We start from the raw sequence: 21,865 nt of genomic DNA, 5'->3' as shown, positions 1-21,865 counted from the left end.
CTAAACAAATTTATTGTTCATTTTTCGAAAGAAGGAAGTATTTTTTTCATATATACTGCTACTATTCACTAGAAAGGAAGGCACTAAGTATGGAAAACAATTTTTTAATATCGGGATTGAAAAGAAAAGATTTTCTGGCATTAGATTCTTTGACAGCAGAAGAATTAGAAGAACAACATATCAAAAAACAAATCGTTGATCGTTCTCCAGGATTTCCTTGTAGAATTACGTTAAGAGAAGGTACTGTCGGTGAAACCATTTATTTGTTGAATTATCAGCATCTAAAAAAACAATCGCCTTATGATGCAGCTGGACCTATTTTTGTTATTGCAGGAACGGATGAGGCTGCCCTGGAGATCAACGAGATCCCTGCTATCATTTACAATCGATTCACATCTCTTCGTTGTTATGATTCGTCAGGCATGATGATCGAGGCTTACCTCTATCAGCCAAAAACTTTGACAGCAAAAGACATCTGCCACATTTTAACAAACAAGAACATCTCATTTATCCATGTTCACTATGCTGCCAGAGGTTGTTACAGCGCTCGAATCGATCGGGTCTGATCGAAACATATTTACTAGTAAGTTGAAAACAAGACTTTAGTCCGATGTATCTCTATTCTCTCCGCAGTAAACTGTAAATCAACCTGATTTTCAATTTTGATAGGAGGGAATCGATTGAATAATTTCTTTGAGCGTTCTGATTTTTTAAAATCAACGATTCAAAAAAATGTGACGATCCAAAGAAAACCACAAGGGAATACCGTTTGGCACTGGCTGCTTTTGATTCTGTTTGGTTTATTAGCATATGGCACGATGACACAGCAAATCTTTTTGATTGCTCTTTTTATGGCGATTGCAGCAATTGTTAAAGGACCTTTGATGATCTTATGGGGGACTATTTATTCTTTACTGGTCGCTTTTTTCCCACCATTGGGAATTGCTTTATCCGTGTTGTTTTTTCTGTTGAACTTAGGAACAGTTGTAAAAAGCTGGCGCATATCGTTGACTAGTGCATATTTCTATCTTGTTCCATTGATCGGTAGTATCGGTCGTACCATCCTTAAAAACGAACCGGACTATGCTGTCATGCTTTTCGTTATTATCAGTGTTTTAGGGTTACATTTTCTGCTACACTGGCTTTACAAAAATAATAGTCTGAGCCGCACTCTCGCATGGTCGATCGTGAGTGTTCCCTATGCATTATTAGTAATGCTTTTACCTACAAGGTTTAAACGGATCAAGACAGCAAAGAAAACAATACGTCGATAAAAAATAGACATGAATAAAAACTTGAGCAATCATTTTTATTCATGTCTATTCATTTTTAAGAATTTATGTTGATTTGATATTTTTGAATCTTTTTATTTTCAACGGAATACTCCGCTAGTAAACAACCACCATTTTTTTGTATCGTCTTTTGTGAAGCAAGGTTTGTTTTATCGCAAGTCAAAAGAACAGAAGAAAATCCTTTATCCTCAAAACGTAGTAAAGCTTTCTGCAAGATCACAGAAGCATATCCTTTTCCTCTTTCAGATGGTGCTATGCCATAGCCTATATTCCCACCTATTTTCTGAAGCCCTTCTGTCAATTCATATCTTAATTGAACCGCTCCAACGAGCTTATCATCTACCTCCAAAAATAACGTATCTGCAGGCACAAAAGAATTATTTTTCTTCTGTCTATCTTTCGTTAATTTCTCTAACCAACGTTCAAACGTTAGACCATTCAGATTAGCTGACATTGGCGTGATCTTTATTTCTCCTGCATCTGACCATTCCTGAACAAAAGCCTGATATTTCAACTGATCTTCTATGCATAATTCTCTTAATTTCATATACCAACTACTCCTAACTAATAGGCTTGTTTTGAAGGAATCACTCCTCGTACTCCGCCCTTTGGCTCAAGCATATCTCCATGATAGCGAGGGATCAGATGGATATGACAATGTAATATACTTTGGCCCGCATCAACACCGCAATTGGCCCCGATGTTATAAGCGTCCGGCTGATATTTTTCGTCAAGCAACTGTTTGCCTTCTTGGAGAAGCTCGTCCATTGCTATTTTTTCTTCTATGGATAAATCAAAATAATCTACTTTATGTTTTTTAGGTATGATCAGCATATGACCTTTGTTTACCGGTGATGTATCATAAAAAGCGCCTGCCAGTTCATTTTCCAAAATAAAATTTATTTTGTTACAGAATACACACATGTCTGTCCCACCGTTCTAATTGTTTTTACTATTTAAAAAAAACGACCTCAGCGTTCCCTTATCCAGTCAAATGACTGGATAAGAGTTCTGAGAATCATTCATTTTCGTTACATGACTATGTTTATGCAATTCCTGCCCCATTCGGCATATCTTTTGGTGCATCGATGATTTGCAGCTTACCATCTGGCGATTCTGCTGAAAGAATCATTCCTTGACTGATTTGTCCCCGCATTTTTCTTGGTTTCAAGTTTGCAACGATCACAACCTTTTTACCGATCAAAGCACTTGGGTCTGGATAAAATTCTGCCACACCAGAAAGGATTTGGCGATCTTGTTCATCGCCGGCATCTAAGCGGAATTGTAAAAGCTTATCTGCACCCTTGACTTTTTTACAGTCGATCACTTCTGCTACTTTTAGTTCGACTTTATCAAAATCTTCATATTTGATTTGCTTTTCTTTGGTAGAAACCAGTTCTGTTTCCTCTGGATCCCATTTGATTTCTTCTGTCGTTGTCTGGGCATTTTGAGACATTTTCTTTTGAATGTAGATCACTTCTGTTTCGATCTCCAAACGAGGGAAGATCGGTGTTCCTTTAGCCACAACCTTGATCCCAGTCGGAAACTCTCCAAAGTGGATGTTTTCCATATTCATCGTCTCAGGATCTAAACCTAACTGTTCGAAAATTTTCGCTGGTGTTTCCGTCATCACAGGCTGTAAAAGAATCGCAGCGATGCGTAAGCTTTCTGCTAAATGCACCATGACACTGTCCAGTTCATTTTTCTTTTCTTCATCTTTGGCTAAAACCCAAGGTTGTGTTTCATCAATATATTTGTTCGCTCTGGAAATCAATGTCCACACTTCGGAAATCGCTGTGTTGAACTCCATTTTTTCCATCGCTTCATGGTATTTTCCAATCACATTAGCTGCAGTTGTGGATAATTCGCTGTCAAATGGTGTAACTTTAGACGCATAAGTCGGTACTTGGCCTTCGCAGTATTTATTGATCATCGCAATCGTTCGATTTAACAAATTACCTAAGTCATTGGCTAAATCATAATTCAAACGAGAAACAAAGTCTTCCGGCGTAAAGACACCATCACTGCCAAATGGAATGGCACGTAATAAATAATAACGTAACGCATCCAAACCATAGCGCTCCACAAGCATTTCAGGATAAACCACATTGCCTTTTGATTTAGACATTTTACCGTCTTTCATCAATAACCAGCCATGACCAAAAATTTTCTTCGGTAACGGTAGATCAAGTGCCATCAACATGATCGGCCAGTAAATCGTATGGAAACGAACGATTTCTTTTCCGACCATATGAACATCTGCCGGCCAGTATTTTTGGAATAAGCTATCATCTTCTGAACCATAGCCCAATGCTGTAATGTAGTTTGATAATGCATCGATCCAAACATAAACAACGTGCTTAGGATCTTTCGTTAGCGGTATTCCCCATGAAAACGTCGTACGTGAGACAGCCAAGTCTTCCAGACCTGGTTTGATAAAGTTATTGATCATTTCATTTTTACGGGATTCCGGCTGAATAAATTCCGGATGCTCATTATAGTACTCAAGTAAACGATCAGCATATTTACTCATACGGAAGAAATAAGATTCTTCTTTGACTAGTTCAACTTCGTGACCACTTGGCGCTTTACCGCCAATGACTTTGCCATCTTCATCACGATATACTTCTGCTAACTGGGTTTCAGTAAAATACTCTTCATCAGAAACTGAATACCAGCCTTCATATTCACCAAGATAAATATCGCCTTGTTCTAATAAACGATCAAAAATTTGCTGTACGGCTTTTTTATGGTAATCATCAGTGGTTCTAATAAATTTATCGTAGCTGATATCAAGGGTTTTCCATAATTTTTGAACATCTGCTGCCATTTTATCCACATATTCTTTCGGGGTAACACCTAGCTCTGATGCTTTATTTTCAATTTTTTGTCCATGCTCATCCACACCTGTTAAGTAAAATACGTCAAAGCCCATCAAGCGTTTGTAACGGGCCATCGCATCACAGGCAATTGTTGTATATGAATTACCGATATGTAATTGTCCGCTTGGATAATAGATCGGGGTGGTGATATAAAATGTTTCTTTTTCTGACATACAGAAACATCCTCCTTTAGCATTCTCTTGAATTTACTCCTAAACAGTATACCATACTTGGCTTTATTGAACTAGAAATCCTTGTGTTTTCTCCATATAAAAAGCATCAGATCATTCTCTTTGGACAAAAATGACCTGATGCTTTTTACAAGAATTTTTTTATGAACGGATCACACTGTCTTTTACAGCCGCTTCAGCAACTTTTTTTATGATGATATCGACTAAATCCGGATTAAATGGTGATGGAATGATATAATCACTTGTCAGCTCAGATTCAGGAATAATTTCTGCAATCGCTTGAGCTGCTGCCAATTTCATATTCTCAGTTATCTTAGTTGCCTCTGCTACGAAAGCACCTTTGAACAATCCTGGAAAAGCCAGAACATTATTGATTTGGTTTGGATGATCAGAACGCCCCGTACCAACTACCGCAGCACCTGCTTCGATCGCATCCTGGTAATCGATCTCTGATTCCGGGTTTGCCATTGGAAACACGATCGCTCCTTTGTTCATTGATGCGACCATTTCTTTCGATACCAGTTTTGGTGCAGATACACCGATGAATACATCTGCCCCTACCATTGCCTCAGCCATCGTTCCTTGAAAATTTTCGGTATTTGTAATTTCAGCGATCTCTTTTTCTAGGAAGTCCAGCGATCGTTCTGAGTTTTTGCTTAAGGCCCCATCAATATTGAAAGCAATCATGTTCTTCACGCCAAAATGGTGAAGCATCTTGATAATCGCACTGCCGGCAGCACCTGTCCCGGAAATAACGACTTTGATCTCGTCTACTTTTTTATGAACGATTTTCAGTGCATTGATTAGAGCCGCAATCGTTACGATCGCTGTGCCATGCTGGTCATCATGAAAAACCGGAATATCTAATTCTTCAATTAAAGCTCGTTCAATCTCAACACAGCGTGGAGCAGAAATATCTTCCAAATTGATCCCGCCAAACGTTGGCGCCATCGCTTTAATGATTTGAATGATTTCCTTAGGATCTTTCGTGTCCAAACAAATCGGGATCGCATCGATATCTGCAAACTCTTTGAACAATAATGCTTTACCTTCCATAACAGGCAACGCAGCTTTTGGACCAATATCCCCTAACCCCAGCACAGCTGTTCCATCTGTCACTACTGCAACGGTATTCCCTTTCCAAGTGTAGTCGTAGATTTTATCAGGCGTTTCATGAATTTGTCTACAAGGCTCTGCTACGCCTGGTGTATAAGCTAGAGATAAGTCTTCCTTCGTTTTTACTTTCGCCTTCGAATGAATATCGATTTTTCCACGCCATTCTTCATGTGCTTTCAATGCTTTTTCATAAATCGTTGTCATTTATTTTTTCTCCTTTCAAATTCATACAAGTAAAAATTAAACGTTGTTTCCTAACATTTGTTCTGGTCTCACCCATTGATCATATTCCGTTTCTGTCAATAACCCTGTTGATAAAGCTGCTTGCTTTAATGTCATATTTTCTGCAAAAGCCTTTTTAGCAATTTTAGCACCATTATCATAACCAATATGTGGGTTCAAAGCAGTGACCAACATCAGTGACTGTTCGACATACTGATTCATTTTTTCCTGATTTGCCTGAATCCCGCTTAAACAATGCTCATTGAACGAACGTAAACCATCTGTTAGCAACTCAATACTTTGAATCAAATTATATGCTAATACCGGCATGTATACATTCAATTCAAAATTTCCCTGTGATGCACCGATACCGATCGTTGTATCATTCCCCATTACCTGAATGGCGATCATAGTCAACGCTTCGGCTTGTGTTGGATTGACTTTTCCCGGCATGATCGAACTTCCAGGCTCATTTGCAGGAATCGTGATTTCGCCCAGTCCACTTCTCGGACCGCTAGCCATCCAGCGAATATCATTCGCCATCTTCATGGCATTTGCCGCTAATGCCTTTAATGCACCAGAGGTAAATACTACAGCGTCCTTGTTTGCAAGCGCATGAAATTTATTTGAGTCAGCCGAAAACTGACTCTGTGTCTCTTCATTTAGGATTGCAATAAAAAAATCGACATATTCTTTTGAAGCATTCAACCCAGTACCAACTGCTGTTCCGCCGATCGCTAATTGTTTCAACTCAGTCAAACTTAGCTCGATCATTTGTTTAGTATGCTCAAAACCAGAACGCCACCCGCTGATCTCCTGTGCAAATGTGACTGGCGTTGCATCTTGTAAATGAGTACGACCGATCTTAATGACCTCTTCATTGGCATGCTCAAGTTTATTTAGCGTATCGATCGATCGATTCAACACAGGAAACAGTGTTCGTTCAATCAATAAAACTGCAGCAATGTGAATAGCTGTCGGAAATACATCGTTTGAACTTTGAGACATATTCACATGATCATTGGGATGAACTTGGATGCCTTCTTTCTCACACAGATGAGCGATCACTTCGTTCACATTCATGTTTGTCTGCGTTCCACTTCCTGTCTGCCAAAGCGACAATGGAAAGTGTTCATCAACTATTCCATCGACGATATGATCTGCTGCCTGCTGGATAGCCTGACTGATCGCTGTATCAAGCTTACCGGTGGCTTCGTTGGCTTTCGCGGCGTGCTTTTTAACTATAGCTAATGCTTGAATCAGGGACAGCGGCATTTTTTCAGCCCCGATACTAAAATTTTGACGGCTGCGCTGCGTTTGCGCTCCCCAAAGTGCCGTCTCCGGCACTCGAGTTTCTCCCATAGAATCATTTTCGATCCGATAGCTCATGATACCTGATCCTCTCCTTTATCTATTCAGTTACTACAACTATACTGTAGTTCAGCCTTTTTTTACAATGAAATTTGTAACTTTTCATGCCTAAATGTTTCTATCGTTCGCCCTTTGCCCACCTTTCGAAACAAAAATAGAGTAAAGCCAACTACTGTCATTTGCTTTACCCTATTTCTTTATCTATTTTTCTGTTTTATGTTCATTACTATGCGTATAGCCATACGTAAAGTAAATCGCTACGCCTAACACTAACGCAATAGCAAATGCTTTCCAAGTAGCCGCTTGTAGCTGCAACATCAGACCAATACTGACGATCACCAATAAAATAGGTAAAAACGGTACAAAAGGAATTTTAAATTCCCCCGGTTTAGGAGCACCGTCTGTTTTTCTTAAACGAATGATCCCGATCGCCATCACGATCAAATACATCAATGTCACGATATTCGTCAGCTCAGCCAACAATTCCATCGGCACCAATCCAGCAAATAGCATCGTACAAACACCAGCAACATATGTCGCATTTTTCGGCGTACGATTCTTTTCATCGATCTTGCTCATAAATTTCGGTAAAAGACCATCTTTACTGATCGCATAAATGATTCGAGCCAAACTGTACATCATCGAAATCGTCACAGTCAAAAGTGTTAAAATCGCACCAACCGAAATCACACCTGCAACACCATCCTGCTGTACAAAACGCATCGCAAATGCCACTGGATCTTTCACACCAAGTGCATCAAATGGCACGATCCCAGTTAAGATCAATGTGACGATCACATATAAAACCGCTGTGATCAAAATCGAGCCGATGATTCCTCTAGGGATATCCTTTTGCGGATTTTTGACCTCTTCTGCAGTCATACTCACCGCATCAAAGCCTAAGAAAGCAAAGAAAACGACTGCGGCGCCGCTGATCACACCTGAAAAACCAAATGGCATGAACGGCTGCCAATTATCTGGTTTTACATAAAAAATTCCAACAACTAAAAATAAAGCAATAATACCAAATTTCACAAAAACCATGACATTATTTAAGCGTAAAGCGGTTTTAGCTTCTAAAGACACCCAGAACATCACTGCTAAAAGAACAAGCATCGCAACCAGATCGACATAAGTGCCGTTCGCTGGATTGTATGCACCACTCAAAGCCTTAGGCAGATGAATCCCTAAACTGTTCAAAAATCCATGAACATAGCCTGACCAGCCGGAAGCAACAGACGAAACGGCCAAGAAAAATTCACAGATCACAAGCCAGCCTGTCATCCAGGCAATAAATTCGCCGAACACCACATACATATACGCATACGGTCCGCCAATCACCGGGATACGGGAAGCAAATTCAGCATAACATAACCCTGCTAAAATAATTGCACCTGCCGCTACTAAAAAAGATAAAGATAACGCCGGCCCAGCATCTCTTTGCGCTGCTACCCCTGTCACCACAAAAATTCCCGTTCCAACGATTGCACCGATTCCTAACATGATCAGATCCATCGTTTTTAAGTCTTTTTTCATTCCGCTAGGCTCAGTAGATAAATCCTTCAGTGCTTTTTTCCTAAATATCGACATTTCATTTCCTCCAATAAATTCAAGCAACCGCTTCACTTTGATAAATAATTGCATTTATTTCATAAAAATAAGCGTAAATCATTCATTTACGCTTTCATATACCCTAAAAGAATACCACCGACGATCACCAATAAGCAACCAAAAATCACATATCTCATTTCCTTCTTAGTTTTGCTTTCACCAAGAATGAAAATACCGCCTAATGTTGAAATGATAATGCCCATTTGAGAAAGAGAGAAACTGATAGCTAATCCGATTTGACGCATCGTCAAAAGCATGCAAATATTCCCTAGCCCCCATAAAAGTCCGCAGCTCATATTAAACCAAACATAGCGATCCACCTTGATTTTCTTGAATGCAAAGAAACTAGCACCAATCAACATACCAATACTTTGCGGCAAAATGATGCCCATCGGATCGAGCCCAAACGCATTGATAATGATCGTATAGGCTCCATACCCTACTGTTGAAGCAATCAATGCACGAAAACCTTTGTTAAAATCAAGCATAGAATTTGTAGTCTTGACCGTGCTTTCATCGTCCTGACGAGCAGTCAAATACGCACCTAACACTAATAATCCTAACGCAAGAAAACCTAAAAGATAATCCCGGCTGCCATGCCACTCATGAAAAAATACTGCTCCGGCAATCGTATTGACGATCAGCTGCATTCCAGTAGAAACAGGCAATCCAACAGATACACCTAAATATTTCATTCCATGAAATTGCTGATTTTGTCCAACGCTCCAAAACAAACCAGACAAAATACCAATGAGGATCATTTGGGCTGTAATAGCCGGCTGAACAACAAAATAGATACCTAGTGAAAAGATCAATGCACCGATCGTCATTCCAAGTGTTTGCTGATTCGCACTGCCGCCGATCTTTCCACTGACTAAACCAATGCTGCCCCAGGCAAACATCGGAATCAACGCAATCAAAATATTCATAATAAACTCCTATTCAATAAAGTAGATATCTCAGTCTAACAATAAAAACGTTTCCGATACAACCAGAATAAAGAAAAAAGTTCAAAAGAATTTCTCTCATTTTCTCAATTTCACAAAAAAAGAAAGCCGAACGAATTCATCCGCTGGCTTCATTTTTATCGTCTCTCTTTAAAATAACTCAAAAATGGAAAGAGCAATTTCATCGTTGTTCCTTCACCTTCTACAGATTCCACCGATAGCTGATGACCTAATTTATCCGCTAAACTCTTTGCCAAATATAAGCCTAAACCCGTGGAATGCTGCTCACTCGTTCGACCATTTTCACCCGTAAAGCCTTTGTCAAAAATCCGTCCCTGGTCTTCTTTAGGAATCCCAACACCCGTATCTTTCAGCTGTAACCAAGCGCCTTCTTTTGTACGTGAAAAAGTAACAGTGATATCTCCCCCAGCTGGCGTATATTTGATTGCATTGCTCACCAATTGTTTGAAGATAAACGCCACCCATTTTGCATCCGTCAACACGAGTTGATCCGTTCCTTCAATTGAAAAATGTAGATTCTTTTGAATAAAATAGCTTCCCTGTGTCCGAATGACAGATTGAACGATCTCCTTCAACGAATATTCCTGAATAAGATAATCTCTGGAAAAACTATCCAAACGGGCATAATAAAGTACCTGCTCCACATATTCATCGATCTTTGTCAGCTCATTTTCGACCAAGTAATATTTCTTCTCTGGAATGTCATCTTCCAGAGACTGTAAAATCAAGTTCACTGCAGCCAACGGTACTTTGATTTCATGCACCCATGAATCGATATAATCTTTTTGATCCTGCTGGTTATTGATCGCTTGCTGCATCACTTGTTGATGCTCGACCAATAACCCATTGATATATTCTTGAACGAGCTTTTCTTCTGCCCTTGATGCCTCACTTAGATAATGCTGTAAAGAAGGCGGATGCTCTGTTGTATCCAGTGAGCGCCACCAACGTTTTTTTAATGAATAATCGATCGTTAAAAAGAGCAGTAAAAATAAACCTTCTAATAAGACTAAATAACCAATGATCGAAAAATTCACCGCAGTATCTGGAGATAACCAAAGAATAAAACAGGTCAGTGCAATAAATGTCAGCCAGCCAACGAGTAAAAGCCAGTGATCCTTTAAATAATTACGAATCGTCATGCGTTTCTCCTATCTACGGTACAATGTAGCCTTGGCCAACTTTGGTTTCGATGTAGCCTTCCAATCCAGCCTGTTCGATTTTCTTCCGTAAGCGATTGATATTGACTGTTAAAGTGTTGTCATCAACAAAACGTTCATCTTCCCATAACGCACGCAGTAGCTTTTCTCTAGTCAATATTTTTCCATGCTTCTTCATCAAAATATAAAGCAAACGATACTCATTTTTACTTAGATCAATGATTTCACCATTGATCTCCATACTGCCATTATCCACATTCAAGGTGATGCCGTTATGAGACATGATCTCGCTGCCGACCTCAGAATAATTATACGATCTCCGTAGCAAAGCATTGATCTTAGCTACCAAAACATCTAATTGAAATGGTTTTGTCACAAAATCATCAGCCCCCATATTCATCGCCATGATCATATCCATATTCGTATTACGACTCGAAATAAAAATAATAGGTACTTTAGAAATTTCACGAATCTTTTGACACCAATAATAACCATCAAATACAGGTAAGTTGATATCCAGTAAAACCAACTGCGGATCTTCCTGCTGAAAGTCCTCTAAAACAGTATTAAAATTAGTCACTCCGAATGTATCAAACTGCCATTTTTGCAGCTCTTCACGAATCAAGTCGCGAATCGTCGTTTCATCTTCCACAATCATGATCTTTGCCATCCATATTCCCTCCACTTGTTTCTTCTATTGTACCTTATCAGAAAATGTCCGTCATTTATATAGGACTTTTAGCCGAGATAAAAAAGATAAAATTAACAAATTCGTTTTTCTTTTATAAAATGCCTTAATGTAATTTTTGTCTATTTTTTTCGTACCGTTTTTCTACATCACATTATTAGCCTAGCTTTTTATGATAACCTGACTTACAGATACAGTGGAAAGGAGTCTTTTATATGAAAAAGAAATTACACTATTCTCGTGTGCTATTTTTGACAGTAGTGACTGCAACGGTCACATTAGCAGCCTGCACAGCAAATGAAGAATCAACGAAAGACAAGACAAAAAATTCGGAAGCATCATTAAAAATCAACTCTACGAGCAATTCATCAAAGGGGAAATCGTCACCAAGCTCAACAAAAAGTGAAGGAAAAACAGGAACCGTCACTTATACAGCCGAGCTGGGCAGTAAAGAAGATAAAATGGAAAAAAAAGTAACCTATGAAAATGGAAAAATAATTGCCGAAGAAACGACCGAAGCTATTCCTTACGCTGGGTTTGGTATCAAAGATAAAACAGAAGCCGAATCCTTGATTTCTCAGAAACAAAAAGAGCTGGAAAATGTTGAGGGGGTCAACTATTCCGTAGAGTATCAAGAAGAACGAGCCATCGAATCCTATAAAATAGATTTCACTAAGGTCGATCGGGAAAAAATAGGCTTTTTATCTGCACTCGCTGATCTTTCTACGATAGATGAAGTAGAAAAATTGTTGCTTGAGATGGGGTATAAAAAAATTGAAGAGCAATAATTGACCGTTTAAATCGGCAATATCGATCAACGTCTATAGTGTTCAACTTTTTATCAAAGATAAAGGTTCCTCATACTTTAAACGCATAGGGAACCTTTGATTTTTAGAACGAGCATATTCGTACTTCTTTTAAATACTTTAATTTCCTAGTGGACTTCTTGGCATGCCCATCTGTATGTGTTCTTTTTTTGATAGTTGAGCTTTTAAATAAGTTAATGGACTATGTTCGAATAGTTTATTTATTTCGCTTTCTAAATAGAAAATTTCATCATTCCCGCTACACAGCGACTCAAACCATTGTTTAACTTCTAATGGATATAAATTACCTGAGATAGAAGAAAGTCTATTAAAACCTAAGGCGACTTTTTCTTTTAGTTTATTTTCGCCGCCTGCATAGAAATAAAAGTCTTCCGGTAATACTGATTTTAACTCAAGGATGCGATGTTCATCTCCTGCTTCCTTCAAGCCTATAACACGACATGTTTCCACTATGTTTAAAAAAGAAGCTGTTTCCAAATTGAAGCCAGTTCGCTTAGGGTTATTGTACAGAATCATTGGTTTTTCACAAGCAAACGAGATCGCTTCTACATACTTTACCGCTTCTGACTGTGTTGGTAAAATATACGGAGGAAATCCAACAAGGATACTCGAAATTTTTTCTTTGCTATCAACAGCTTTAGCTAAAGCCACTGCTTCCTTTTGGCGTATACTAGATAAGCCAAAAATAATTTCAACATCGCTCTCTATCCTATCCTCATTTTCAATCTCATTTAATAACGAGATTTTTTCTGCAAGAGTTAGGCTATGTTGTTCTCCTGTGGAGCCGCATACTAAAAATGACCGCACACCAATCGTTTGCAGATAAAGGATATGATCCAACGTTGCTCGTACATTCAGCGCTTCATCCTCATAAAAAGCAGTAGGCACCGCTACATGATAGCTATTTTTCAGTTCATCTGACATCTGTATCTCTCCTTTTCACCTAGAACTGGCTGATTCGTTCAATTCTTATTTTCTTCCTTTTTATACACAACTACTCCATATTTAGACATGATCAATAAAAATACAAAAGCTATTCCAACACCAATTATCCCATACAGGGCATCTTGTAAATCTGCAGTATTCATGAACCCCATGACTGTCTCACATAATACATTCAAAATACCAATAATTCCTAAAAATATAGCTATAAATCGAAAATACACACCCATCAATAACCATATATACCCTACACTCAAACTGATTATCAGACTAATAGAAAAATTCGATATATGCGAATAAAAATCAGTTGATAGGACACTAAAAAAAGAAATCGCCCAATTTTTCGACGTATATATTAATAAAGAAAATATGATCAATAAAAAGTAAAGAGTAGTTATCCAGAGCCTAGGCGTGTATTTCAAAACTGTCTCCTTTTTAGTCATTACGTTCATTAGAATTTTTATAAACAATGACCTCTATTTCAATATCCGCACCTAATGGTAATTCCAGAACAGCTACACATGTTCTGGCCGGAAAAGGTTCTTTAAACATCGTTTTGTAAACCTCATTCATCGCCTCAAAATTTTTCATTTGTGTTAGATAGACATTGACTTTTACAACATCGTCTAAACTAACATTGGCCGTTTTCATCACTTCTTGTAAATTGACAAAACACTGTTTTGTTTGTTCTTCTATACTCCCGGTTTCTTCGATATAATTAGTACTATTTTTAGCAACTTGACCTGAGAAAAACAGATAATTACCAGCATCGATTGCATTTCTTCTAATTTACAGTGAACTTACAGGAAATTTTTGCCACATATTGATTTCTTTTTTAGATTTTTGCGGCATTGGATAATGCGTAAATTGGTTCGTAATTATTCCAACATACGTTTCTTGCGTTGAATCTCCAGACCACAAATACCGTCCTAATAAAAAAGAAAAAGCAACCTCTTCCCAATTATCGTAATTTTCTTTAAGCTGATGAGAGAACTTTTCTAAATAGTGCCAAGTTTCTTCTTCTGACAAATAACCCAAATTATAGCAAACTCGCGCCACATTAGCTCCGCGTAGGGCGTCCCAAGCTAAGATTCCTTTGCAATTATAAATAGCATTTTCATCTATTGTTCGTAGCTCACCATTATCATTGTATACCTGAATACCATTTGCAGCAGTAATCAACTGAGCAAGATGGCTATCGATCACATACCTCGAATCTAATTGGTGCAAAGTACTGCTTAAATCTATTTCCTTTCGATGTCCAGAGTCAAACAACCAGTCAAGTGTATCTATCGTTGTTTGATGATTAGTGATCGACCAGTCTCTTTTAAATACCTGTCTTCGAATCAATTTAAGAAATGGTTTTTCCAAATCAAAGCTTTTTAAACATATCATTGTTGGATATGGATCATGGCTATAGATCGATGCTGCAGCTAAATATTTTTGCTTATCAGCTGGAGCCTCATAAGCTTTCACAAAAGAATCTATTTTCTTATCTGTAACAAATTTATAATATAGCCAGTAAATGAAGACAATTCCAACCAACAATAAAAGGATCACTCCAACATAGCCTACTAAACTTTCTCCATCAGTACGTGAAAACAATCTACTCAACAATCTACTTAATACTCTACTCATTCTATTAACCCCTATCTTTTTTCATTTTACTTCATTATCGCAATCAATTTCAGCTATTTAATAACTAAAAAATCTTCTTTTTCCTCTCTCTTTTTTATTAACTATACAGAACCACATCATTAATTGAAAGAGTATTTTTTCATTTTTTTGTATAAACTGTTGGTTGTATAAACGCCTATACAATCTCATTTAAAAGCTTTATTTACTCTTTTTTTACCAAAAATATTTCATCATATTTTTTCGTTTTTTATCAATCATCATTATTTATTTTGATAACTCAAACAAAATATAGCACTACGAATTAAGAATTGATGCCTTTAAAAAAAAACATTAGAATTGATTTAATCGTCGTCCTTTCTTATTTTGCGAATCGACTATTTCAAATCTTCCTATCGCTAAAAAAAAGACAAATGTATGATTCAACAGCAATAAATAGATGATCACTTTCTACAATATAATTTCTTTAATTTTTCTCATCACTATACCTTGTTTTCATTAGTACAAAAATATTACCGCCTGATATTTGGATAAACTGATCACAAAAAAAGAGCGAAACAAAACTAAAAATCAGTTTTGTTTCGCTCTCAAAATTTGATGTTATTGTTTGACTTTGTTTTTTGGCAATAAAAGACAGCCTAACAAACCAGCGATTATTGCTGTAATGATGATACAAATGATTCGATCGATCCAAATATTAGTTGGAAACTTCTGAAAAAAGGCTAATGCCCGATTCCCAACACTGATCGATAGATAGATGATAACTAGATAAGATATAACTTCTCTTGCACGACTCATTCCTGCCCCTTCTTTCTCTCAGTACATTTATACTAGCATACGGAAGGTGAGTAAACTACTTACAAAAGATCCCATAACCTTACATCTATGAAAGCTACATTTGAATCGTCATTGGACTTTCATAACAAACCTAAAAATATTTTTGTTAGATGATGACTCTTTCTGTATCAAAATAAATCGAAAAGCACATTCGTGTACCTTCTAATTCTTTGAATGAAAAATTCCATCCTTGTTTATCCAAAATCTGCTTCACAATAAATAACCCTAAGCCTGATCCTCCAGTTTCTCGATTCCGACTAAAATCAGGACGATAAAACGGCTCGAAAATTTGGCTTAATTCAGCTTTAGACAAAACTTTCACTGCTTGATTTTCGATCACTAACGTATGCTGATCCAAAAATAAATCGATTTGACCGTTCACCTTTGTGTAGCGAAAAGCATTACTCAAAAGATTATTGATCACCTTACCGATCTCATCTTTATTTCCTTCGATCAGACATTCTTCTAAATGCACAACTAACTTCACCTGATTGACTTCTGCAAGCAATCGATAAGTTTTAAGCTTATCCTCAATGACCTCTTTTAGGGAAAAAACTTCCTGATTCGTTTCCTCCAAAGAAAACATATCCAACTTTGAAACTGTCAAAACATTTTGGATCATGTCTGCTTGCTGCTGCAAAATCTCTTTACATACTGCTAGGTAATGCTCGCGATCCTTAAATTTTCCAACATTATAAATCATGCCGTCAATGATTCCCATCAATGAGGCGACCGGTGTTTTTAATTCATGTGAAGTCACGCGCATAAATTCAGCTTTAGAACGTTCGATTCCTTCTACTTTAGCAACTTCAGCTTTTAGGGCATCGATCGTCGTCAGCAGTGTTTGATCCAGCTGATTAATATCTTGAGCAAGTAAAGCCAGTTCATCTTTTCCTTTGATCTCACATTTGATCGTATGATCCAAACTTAACATTTGATTGGTCGCCATAGATATCTGCTTGATTCGCTTCGTTGAAAAACGACTATAAAAAAACGCCGCAATTCCGCCAATCAAAAAATCGATCACTAAAAGAAATGGATAAATCTGCAGCAATACTGCGCTAGCATCAGAGATCGGCTGCAGTGAGAATAGTCCTGTCAACAAATATTCCGTTCCATGTTCATCTTTGATTGTACTTATCAATTCTTTTCCTCTATCCAATTCTGATAATTCCACATTCATCACGTCTGAGGAATCTAAGATCTTCGTTTCTCCTTGATCGCCTAATCCAATACTAAGTGAATTACTTCCCTCTCCTAAATATGGATGAACGATCTTTCCATCTAGATCAGATAAAATCAGTGTGATTGCTTCTTGACCTTCAAATAATTGTTTATCTATCTTTCCTTTTATATCCTCTAAAGACTTCTGATTCAATTCGTCCGTGATCTTATTAAATTCTTTCTCTACTGCATTCAGTTTCGTGTACTCATAGTAAATCGGCATCACAAAATACAAAATCACTAATGAAACCGTCGTTACTGTAAAAATCACAGAAATCGAAAACAAGAAATTCTTCCACATGATTTTCATTTCAAGACCTCGATTTTATAGCCCATCCCTTTGATCGTTTGGATGGACAATAAAGGTAATTTCTTTCGCAAATTCTTCATATGGTTGTCTAATATTCTGCTATCTAAATAATCATCATAGCCCCATACTTGGTAAACTAATTGTTCACGGGTCACTAGATTACCTGCTCTTTTTGCTAAAACAGCTAAAATTTCATACTCTTTTTTCGTCAAGGAAATTTCTTTTTCTTCATAGGTCACTAGACAATCGTCAAGATCAATCAAATAGCCGTTGATCTCGATTTGTGTACTTGGTCTGCTCATTCTTAATACATTTTCTACACGTTTCATCAAAATGACTGGTGAAAAAGGCTTCACGATATAATCACTGATCAAATGATTGAAACTGACTAACTGAGTATATTCATCATCGATCGCTGTCAACATGATGACTGGAACGTCTGATGTCTCACGAACTTTTTTTAAAATATCGACTCCGCTAATCGAAGGCAGCATGATATCCAGCAAAAGTAAATCAAAATGCTGCAATTCAAATTCCTCTAACGCCTCTTCCCCATCTTTTACAGAGACAACCTCATAGTTTTTTTCCATCAAAAATTCTGTTACAACCTGATTGATCATTTCATCATCTTCAACGACTAGAATTTTTACCATGTTTACAACTCCTTATTCAAAGCGTAATGCTTCGATTGGATCCAGCTTCGATGCTTTCATCGCCGGTAACAATCCAAAGATAATTCCAATTATACAACAAAACGCAAGACTGGCAACGACTGAAATAATTGAAACGATATACGGATATTCCAACACACGAGTTATTATAAAGCCACCTAATAAACCGATCAATACACCCAAAATCCCTCCAATTAAAGTAATGACCACTGCTTCTACAAGAAATTGTTTTAGAATGACTTTCCTTCTTGCTCCTAAAGCTTTTTTTACACCGATTTCTCGTGTTCGCTCCGTCACTGACACCAGCATGATATTCATTACTCCGATTCCGCCAACCAAAAGTGAAATGCTAGCGATCCCTGCTAAAAGAATAAAGTTGGATTGATTGAACTGTTCAAGGCTTTTCTGAAGTTCTTCCATATTCCTCACACCATAAACATAATCGGATTTGGGGATTTCTTTATTTAAAACTTCCGCAACTTTGCTCGCTGCAATTTGTAGTTTATCCGTATCTGTTGATTGAATGATTACTTTCGGTGCGATATCGATCTCTGAAAAAATCTTATAAGCCTGTTTTAATGGGATATATGCTTCTTTTTCAACAAAGCTATATGGACTATCATCCTCTTCTTCAGCTTTAAAAACACCTTTGACTTCAAACGGCACTCCTTTGACCTCTACATATTGCCCGATTCCATCTTGACCTTTAAATAGTTCCTCATACAAGGTTTGATCCAAATAAATGATTTGCTTATTTTCTTTAAAATCCTTTGAATCAAAGCCTTCTCCTTTTAGGATTTTCAACCTTTTCAATTTATCGATATTTGGTGTTACAGCTGATACTTTGCTTTGAGTCTTGCTTGCCTGACGGTAAACATTCGCTTCCGTTTGATACGCTAATCCCGCATCGATCACGTCTGGAACCTGTCTCACTTTTTTTAGCTGTTCCTCACCGATTTCCGGTAAATAGCTTGGTTTTTGTTCTTCCTTTCCCGAGCGAAGAGATGGATCGAATGAGCTTTTTTTATCATATTCTACTTCCATCGTGTTGTTACTGCCACCAATCATTTCCTTTTTCATATTTGCTGTATTGCCCTCGATGATACTAAAAATAGAGATGATCGCTGCAATACCGATGATCACACCAAGCATTGTCAAAATCGAACGCATTTTATGTGCCAATATGGATTGGATAGCAACGCCGATTTCCTCCATTACACCATCACCTCTTTTTGTTCCGAGGTGTCACTTGTGATATTGCCATCACGCAAAACGACCGTTCTTTCACATAGCTCGGCGATTTCTGGCTCATGAGTGATCAAGACGATCGTTTTTCCTTCCAAGTGAAACTCTTTAAATAGCTCCATAATCTGAACACTCGTTTTTGTATCTAACGCTCCGGTCGGTTCATCCCCTAAGATAAAACTCGGATCTGTCACTAATGCTCTGGCAATCGCTACACGTTGTTTTTGTCCTCCAGATAGTTCCATTGGTTTGAACTCGCTTCTCTCCTTTAGACCAACCAAATCAAGCATTTTCAATGCACGTTCGCGCCGTTCCTGTTTGCTGACTTTACTGTAAGTCAACGGCAGCTCTACATTTTGACAGGCGGTCAACTTAGGCATTAAATTAAAATTTTGAAAAACAAAGCCGATTTTCTGATTTCTTAAATCGGCTAGCTCATTATCAGATAAAGTACTCACCTCTACATTTTCGATTTCATACTCGCCGCTTGTTGCTTTGTCTAAACAACCAATGATGTTCATCAACGTTGATTTACCAGAACCAGATGGTCCCATAATAGCAACAAATTCTCCTTCATCTACTTCCAAGTCGATTCCTTTCAATACTGGAATTTCTGTTTGCCCTTGCCAGTAGGATTTTTTGATTTGTTTAAGGCTTAACATCTTCACCTACCTCCATTCCATCTTTCATGCCAGCTTTTGGTATTGCGATCTTATCCGTTTGGGCAAGCCCTTCATTGACTGACACTAAATTTTCACCGACTGGTGTTCCTTTGATTTCATGGCGTTTGATTTTATCGTTGTCTATTTTCCACACGTATTGCTTATCATCTTGTGAAAGGATATATTGTTTATTTAAAATAATTTTGCCGCTTTCAAATTCTTTCGGTAACACTTTTACATAGACATGAGAACCAATAATCGGCATTTGATCCGTTTTGTCGATTAGGACTTTGTAAGGAAATTTAGATAAGTTGGGATCTTCGTCTTGTTTCTTGTCTTTTCCTGCTTCATCTGAGCTTAAATTAGCAACTTGAACGATTTTCCCCTGCCACTTCTTATCTTTATTTTTTCTATCGATCAATTCTACTGGTTGATTTAGTGACACTTTTTCTCTATCAAATTCATTGATATCGCCGTTGACAAACAGGCTTGAGTCGTCAATGATTTCCATAAAGCTCTCTTCCCGTTGTTTTTCTTTCGATTGATTGATCAAATCCATATTCAATGATTTGATCGTACCAGCATTATCTGCAACGATCGTATCTGCTCCTAGTCTTTCCTGTTCGTTTGTTTGCATCAATTGCGCTTTTTCCAATTCACTTTCTGCATTTTTTACTTCATTATCTCCCGTCAAGCCTTCTGTGTATGCTTGATCGACTTCACCTTCCAGCGTTTTGATTTCACCTTTTAGTTCTTCTGTGTTCTCTTTATCATAATCTGCCTTCGCTTTGTTCAATTGCGCTACCTTTTTATTATAGGTTTCCCATTTGATGCCCGCACTGCTTCTTGCTACTTCAACAGCTCTAGCTTTAGCTTCTGCATCCAGTTCAGCTTCTTTTGTTTTCATTTGCTGATCTGTTTGATAGGTAAATAGTGCTTGACCTTTTTCTACGCGATCTCCTTCTTTTACTAAAACTTCTTTGACCGTCCCTTTATCAGGGTCGATTTTTATTTTATTCGTATTATTCGCTGTCACTTTACCAGCTAAAGTCAAATCGCTCGCTTTACTTTCTTCAACTAAAGATTTGATGCTCCTCTCTTCCACTTTGTTTTCTGGATTAGAAGCATTTATATTTTTCTCCTCGGACGAGCTAAATGCATTTATCACTATAAAAGTAATTAATGCCGCTATCACGATTGCAAAACCTATCAGCAAAAGCTTTTTTCTATTTGTTTTTCCTGTTGCTCTCATATTTATTGTCTCCTTATTAAAAATAGTTTCAAGAGAAGCTGATTTTTTCCCTTGAAACCTTCTCATTTTTCTATTTCAGTTTATTCTGAATCTTCGTCTCCTTCAACAGCGTCTTCAAGGCCAACACCTTGAACTTTCATCCCATCTTTCATAGTGTATTCATCTCTCTCTTCACCATCAACGGTTACTTTTCTCTTACTTTGAACATTATCTTTGAAATCTTGCTTTGATGGATAACCGTCTTCTTTCGTTTCTTTTTTGTTACAACCTGTCATTGCGCTCAAAGATAATGCAATAACCATCGCCAAAATTATTTTCGTTATTTTTTTCATATTAAATCTTTCCTTTCGATCCATTCATTTAGTTTGTATCTATTTGATAAAACTTATTATAGACAAGCCATCTGTAGTTCTTCTAAAGCCAATCTGTTTTTTATCTACTTTTTCTCTGAACAAAAAATAAGGCTGAGACAAAAGTGTTTATATCTGAAAGAGCTGCTTTTGCTTCGCCATTTACTCAGAATAAAAGCCCAAAACAAAACTAATTTTTAGTTTTGTTTTGGGCTTACCATAATTTCAAGTAAAAGGGTTAAATAGAAGCTATTCTTTCTTATTTTTCAGTAGCAAATACTTTTTAGGTTATAATTGGTCAAGAAATGTAGCTTCACATAAATACTTCTAAACTACTTTTAATCAATGAAACACGCATAAAGGTATTTATTTTATTTTAATAGGTTGAGATAAATTACAGAAAAATCCG

At 37.4% G+C, this 21,865-nt stretch carries 23 protein-coding genes; 3 read left to right on the top strand and 20 right to left on the bottom strand.

What is annotated here, in order from left to right:
* Positions 1–89 precede the first annotated feature (89 nt).
* On the top strand, positions 90–566 hold the full coding sequence (locus H3T55_RS05165; protein WP_225533621.1) for a DUF1203 domain-containing protein: 477 nt from the start codon (positions 90–92) through the stop codon (positions 564–566).
* 114 nt (positions 567–680) lie between these two features.
* Positions 681–1,274 carry a hypothetical protein gene (locus H3T55_RS05160; protein ID WP_225533620.1) on the top strand — a complete coding sequence of 198 codons (594 nt, stop codon included), beginning with the start codon at positions 681–683 and terminating at the stop codon, positions 1,272–1,274.
* A 55-nt stretch (positions 1,275–1,329) separates the two neighbouring features.
* Here H3T55_RS05160 and H3T55_RS05155 read toward each other — a convergent pair whose 3' ends face one another.
* The 9 genes from H3T55_RS05155 to sapR all read right to left on the bottom strand — a co-directional run bounded on the left by H3T55_RS05155 (position 1,330) and on the right by sapR (position 11,483).
* The gene (locus tag H3T55_RS05155; protein ID WP_225533619.1) at positions 1,330–1,839 is read right to left on the bottom strand and encodes a GNAT family N-acetyltransferase; all 510 of its coding nucleotides are present in this window, start codon (positions 1,837–1,839) and stop codon (positions 1,330–1,332) included.
* 17 nt (positions 1,840–1,856) lie between these two features.
* Positions 1,857–2,216, bottom strand: a complete 360-nt coding sequence (locus H3T55_RS05150) for an HIT family protein (protein ID WP_225533618.1) — start codon at positions 2,214–2,216, stop codon at positions 1,857–1,859.
* 121 nt (positions 2,217–2,337) lie between these two features.
* Positions 2,338–4,347: a methionine--tRNA ligase gene (gene metG, locus H3T55_RS05145; RefSeq protein ID WP_225533617.1), complete on the bottom strand. Its 2,010-nt coding sequence runs from the start codon at positions 4,345–4,347 to the stop codon at positions 2,338–2,340.
* A 159-nt stretch (positions 4,348–4,506) separates the two neighbouring features.
* Positions 4,507–5,685: an NADP-dependent malic enzyme gene (locus tag H3T55_RS05140; RefSeq protein WP_225533616.1), complete on the bottom strand. Its 1,179-nt coding sequence runs from the start codon at positions 5,683–5,685 to the stop codon at positions 4,507–4,509.
* A 36-nt stretch (positions 5,686–5,721) separates the two neighbouring features.
* Complete coding sequence (gene fumC / locus H3T55_RS05135) at positions 5,722–7,092, bottom strand: class II fumarate hydratase (protein WP_225533615.1); 1,371 nt, start codon at positions 7,090–7,092, stop codon at positions 5,722–5,724.
* A 183-nt stretch (positions 7,093–7,275) separates the two neighbouring features.
* Positions 7,276–8,664, bottom strand: coding sequence for an amino acid permease (locus H3T55_RS05130; protein WP_225533614.1), 1,389 nt, complete (start codon positions 8,662–8,664; stop codon positions 7,276–7,278).
* Positions 8,665–8,750: 86 nt separating this feature from the next.
* Entirely contained in the window at positions 8,751–9,614 is an 864-nt protein-coding gene (locus H3T55_RS05125; protein WP_225533613.1) for a GRP family sugar transporter, read from the bottom strand.
* Between the two features lie 155 nt (positions 9,615–9,769).
* Positions 9,770–10,795, bottom strand: a complete 1,026-nt coding sequence (sapS, locus tag H3T55_RS05120) for a two-component system sensor histidine kinase SapS (protein ID WP_087640952.1) — start codon at positions 10,793–10,795, stop codon at positions 9,770–9,772.
* A 13-nt stretch (positions 10,796–10,808) separates the two neighbouring features.
* Complete coding sequence (gene sapR / locus H3T55_RS05115) at positions 10,809–11,483, bottom strand: two-component system response regulator SapR (protein ID WP_087640951.1); 675 nt, start codon at positions 11,481–11,483, stop codon at positions 10,809–10,811.
* Between the two features lie 233 nt (positions 11,484–11,716).
* Here sapR and H3T55_RS05110 point away from each other — a divergent pair, with 233 nt between their 5' ends.
* Complete coding sequence (locus tag H3T55_RS05110) at positions 11,717–12,289, top strand: DUF1307 domain-containing protein (protein WP_225533612.1); 573 nt, start codon at positions 11,717–11,719, stop codon at positions 12,287–12,289.
* Between the two features lie 138 nt (positions 12,290–12,427).
* Here H3T55_RS05110 and H3T55_RS05105 read toward each other — a convergent pair whose 3' ends face one another.
* The 11 genes from H3T55_RS05105 to H3T55_RS05055 all read right to left on the bottom strand — a co-directional run bounded on the left by H3T55_RS05105 (position 12,428) and on the right by H3T55_RS05055 (position 21,438).
* Complete coding sequence (locus tag H3T55_RS05105) at positions 12,428–13,252, bottom strand: dihydrodipicolinate synthase family protein (protein WP_225533611.1); 825 nt, start codon at positions 13,250–13,252, stop codon at positions 12,428–12,430.
* 38 nt (positions 13,253–13,290) lie between these two features.
* Positions 13,291–13,500 (bottom strand): hypothetical protein, encoded by a 210-nt coding sequence (locus H3T55_RS05100; RefSeq protein WP_225550109.1) that lies wholly within the window; start codon positions 13,498–13,500, stop codon positions 13,291–13,293.
* A gap of 205 nt (positions 13,501–13,705) precedes the next feature.
* On the bottom strand, positions 13,706–14,044 hold the full coding sequence (locus H3T55_RS05095; protein WP_225533717.1) for a RidA family protein: 339 nt from the start codon (positions 14,042–14,044) through the stop codon (positions 13,706–13,708).
* A 15-nt stretch (positions 14,045–14,059) separates the two neighbouring features.
* Entirely contained in the window at positions 14,060–14,908 is an 849-nt protein-coding gene (locus H3T55_RS05090) for a DUF1266 domain-containing protein (protein ID WP_225533609.1), read from the bottom strand.
* Between the two features lie 597 nt (positions 14,909–15,505).
* Positions 15,506–15,703 (bottom strand): hypothetical protein, encoded by a 198-nt coding sequence (locus H3T55_RS05085; protein WP_087640945.1) that lies wholly within the window; start codon positions 15,701–15,703, stop codon positions 15,506–15,508.
* A gap of 145 nt (positions 15,704–15,848) precedes the next feature.
* A complete protein-coding gene (locus H3T55_RS05080) occupies positions 15,849–17,276 on the bottom strand; it encodes a sensor histidine kinase (protein ID WP_225533608.1) in 1,428 nt (475 codons plus the stop codon).
* Entirely contained in the window at positions 17,273–17,929 is a 657-nt protein-coding gene (locus tag H3T55_RS05075) for a response regulator transcription factor (RefSeq protein WP_225533607.1), read from the bottom strand. Before H3T55_RS05075 ends, H3T55_RS05080 begins: the two co-directional genes overlap by 4 nt.
* 12 nt (positions 17,930–17,941) lie before the next feature.
* Positions 17,942–19,162, bottom strand: a complete 1,221-nt coding sequence (locus H3T55_RS05070; RefSeq protein WP_225533606.1) for an ABC transporter permease — start codon at positions 19,160–19,162, stop codon at positions 17,942–17,944.
* On the bottom strand, positions 19,162–19,854 hold the full coding sequence (locus H3T55_RS05065) for an ABC transporter ATP-binding protein (RefSeq protein WP_225533605.1): 693 nt from the start codon (positions 19,852–19,854) through the stop codon (positions 19,162–19,164). The genes H3T55_RS05070 and H3T55_RS05065 overlap by 1 nt, the downstream gene beginning before the upstream one ends.
* Positions 19,841–21,106: an efflux RND transporter periplasmic adaptor subunit gene (locus H3T55_RS05060; RefSeq protein ID WP_225533604.1), complete on the bottom strand. Its 1,266-nt coding sequence runs from the start codon at positions 21,104–21,106 to the stop codon at positions 19,841–19,843. The genes H3T55_RS05065 and H3T55_RS05060 overlap by 14 nt, the downstream gene beginning before the upstream one ends.
* Positions 21,107–21,186: 80 nt before the next feature.
* Positions 21,187–21,438, bottom strand: a complete 252-nt coding sequence (locus tag H3T55_RS05055) for a hypothetical protein (protein ID WP_225533603.1) — start codon at positions 21,436–21,438, stop codon at positions 21,187–21,189.
* Between the last annotated feature and the right edge of the window lie 427 nt (positions 21,439–21,865).

This window comes from Enterococcus sp. S22(2020) (genome assembly GCF_020295385.1).
GTDB classification, from domain to species: Bacteria; Bacillota; Bacilli; order Lactobacillales; family Enterococcaceae; genus Enterococcus_L; species Enterococcus_L dunnyi.
This window is presented reverse-complemented; position numbering and strand designations above follow the sequence as displayed.

Excerpts from the sequence above, each read along its gene's own strand:
- H3T55_RS05165 (WP_225533621.1), top strand. The coding sequence starts at position 90 with ATGGAAAACAATTTTTTAATATCGGGATTGAAAAGAAAAGATTTTCTG.
- H3T55_RS05155 (WP_225533619.1), bottom strand. The coding sequence starts at position 1,839 with ATGAAATTAAGAGAATTATGCATAGAAGATCAGTTGAAATATCAGGCT.
- H3T55_RS05150 (WP_225533618.1), bottom strand. The coding sequence starts at position 2,216 with ATGTGTGTATTCTGTAACAAAATAAATTTTATTTTGGAAAATGAACTG.
- metG (WP_225533617.1), bottom strand. The coding sequence starts at position 4,347 with ATGTCAGAAAAAGAAACATTTTATATCACCACCCCGATCTATTATCCA.
- H3T55_RS05140 (WP_225533616.1), bottom strand. The coding sequence starts at position 5,685 with ATGACAACGATTTATGAAAAAGCATTGAAAGCACATGAAGAATGGCGT.
- fumC (WP_225533615.1), bottom strand. The coding sequence starts at position 7,092 with ATGAGCTATCGGATCGAAAATGATTCTATGGGAGAAACTCGAGTGCCG.
- H3T55_RS05130 (WP_225533614.1), bottom strand. The coding sequence starts at position 8,664 with ATGTCGATATTTAGGAAAAAAGCACTGAAGGATTTATCTACTGAGCCT.
- H3T55_RS05125 (WP_225533613.1), bottom strand. The coding sequence starts at position 9,614 with ATGAATATTTTGATTGCGTTGATTCCGATGTTTGCCTGGGGCAGCATT.
- sapS (WP_087640952.1), bottom strand. The coding sequence starts at position 10,795 with ATGACGATTCGTAATTATTTAAAGGATCACTGGCTTTTACTCGTTGGC.
- sapR (WP_087640951.1), bottom strand. The coding sequence starts at position 11,483 with ATGGCAAAGATCATGATTGTGGAAGATGAAACGACGATTCGCGACTTG.
- H3T55_RS05110 (WP_225533612.1), top strand. The coding sequence starts at position 11,717 with ATGAAAAAGAAATTACACTATTCTCGTGTGCTATTTTTGACAGTAGTG.
- H3T55_RS05105 (WP_225533611.1), bottom strand. The coding sequence starts at position 13,252 with ATGTCAGATGAACTGAAAAATAGCTATCATGTAGCGGTGCCTACTGCT.
- H3T55_RS05100 (WP_225550109.1), bottom strand. The coding sequence starts at position 13,500 with ATGGGTGTGTATTTTCGATTTATAGCTATATTTTTAGGAATTATTGGT.
- H3T55_RS05090 (WP_225533609.1), bottom strand. The coding sequence starts at position 14,908 with ATGAGTAGAGTATTAAGTAGATTGTTGAGTAGATTGTTTTCACGTACT.
- H3T55_RS05085 (WP_087640945.1), bottom strand. The coding sequence starts at position 15,703 with ATGAGTCGTGCAAGAGAAGTTATATCTTATCTAGTTATCATCTATCTA.
- H3T55_RS05080 (WP_225533608.1), bottom strand. The coding sequence starts at position 17,276 with ATGAAAATCATGTGGAAGAATTTCTTGTTTTCGATTTCTGTGATTTTT.
- H3T55_RS05075 (WP_225533607.1), bottom strand. The coding sequence starts at position 17,929 with ATGGTAAAAATTCTAGTCGTTGAAGATGATGAAATGATCAATCAGGTT.
- H3T55_RS05070 (WP_225533606.1), bottom strand. The coding sequence starts at position 19,162 with ATGGAGGAAATCGGCGTTGCTATCCAATCCATATTGGCACATAAAATG.
- H3T55_RS05065 (WP_225533605.1), bottom strand. The coding sequence starts at position 19,854 with ATGTTAAGCCTTAAACAAATCAAAAAATCCTACTGGCAAGGGCAAACA.
- H3T55_RS05060 (WP_225533604.1), bottom strand. The coding sequence starts at position 21,106 with ATGAGAGCAACAGGAAAAACAAATAGAAAAAAGCTTTTGCTGATAGGT.
- H3T55_RS05055 (WP_225533603.1), bottom strand. The coding sequence starts at position 21,438 with ATGAAAAAAATAACGAAAATAATTTTGGCGATGGTTATTGCATTATCT.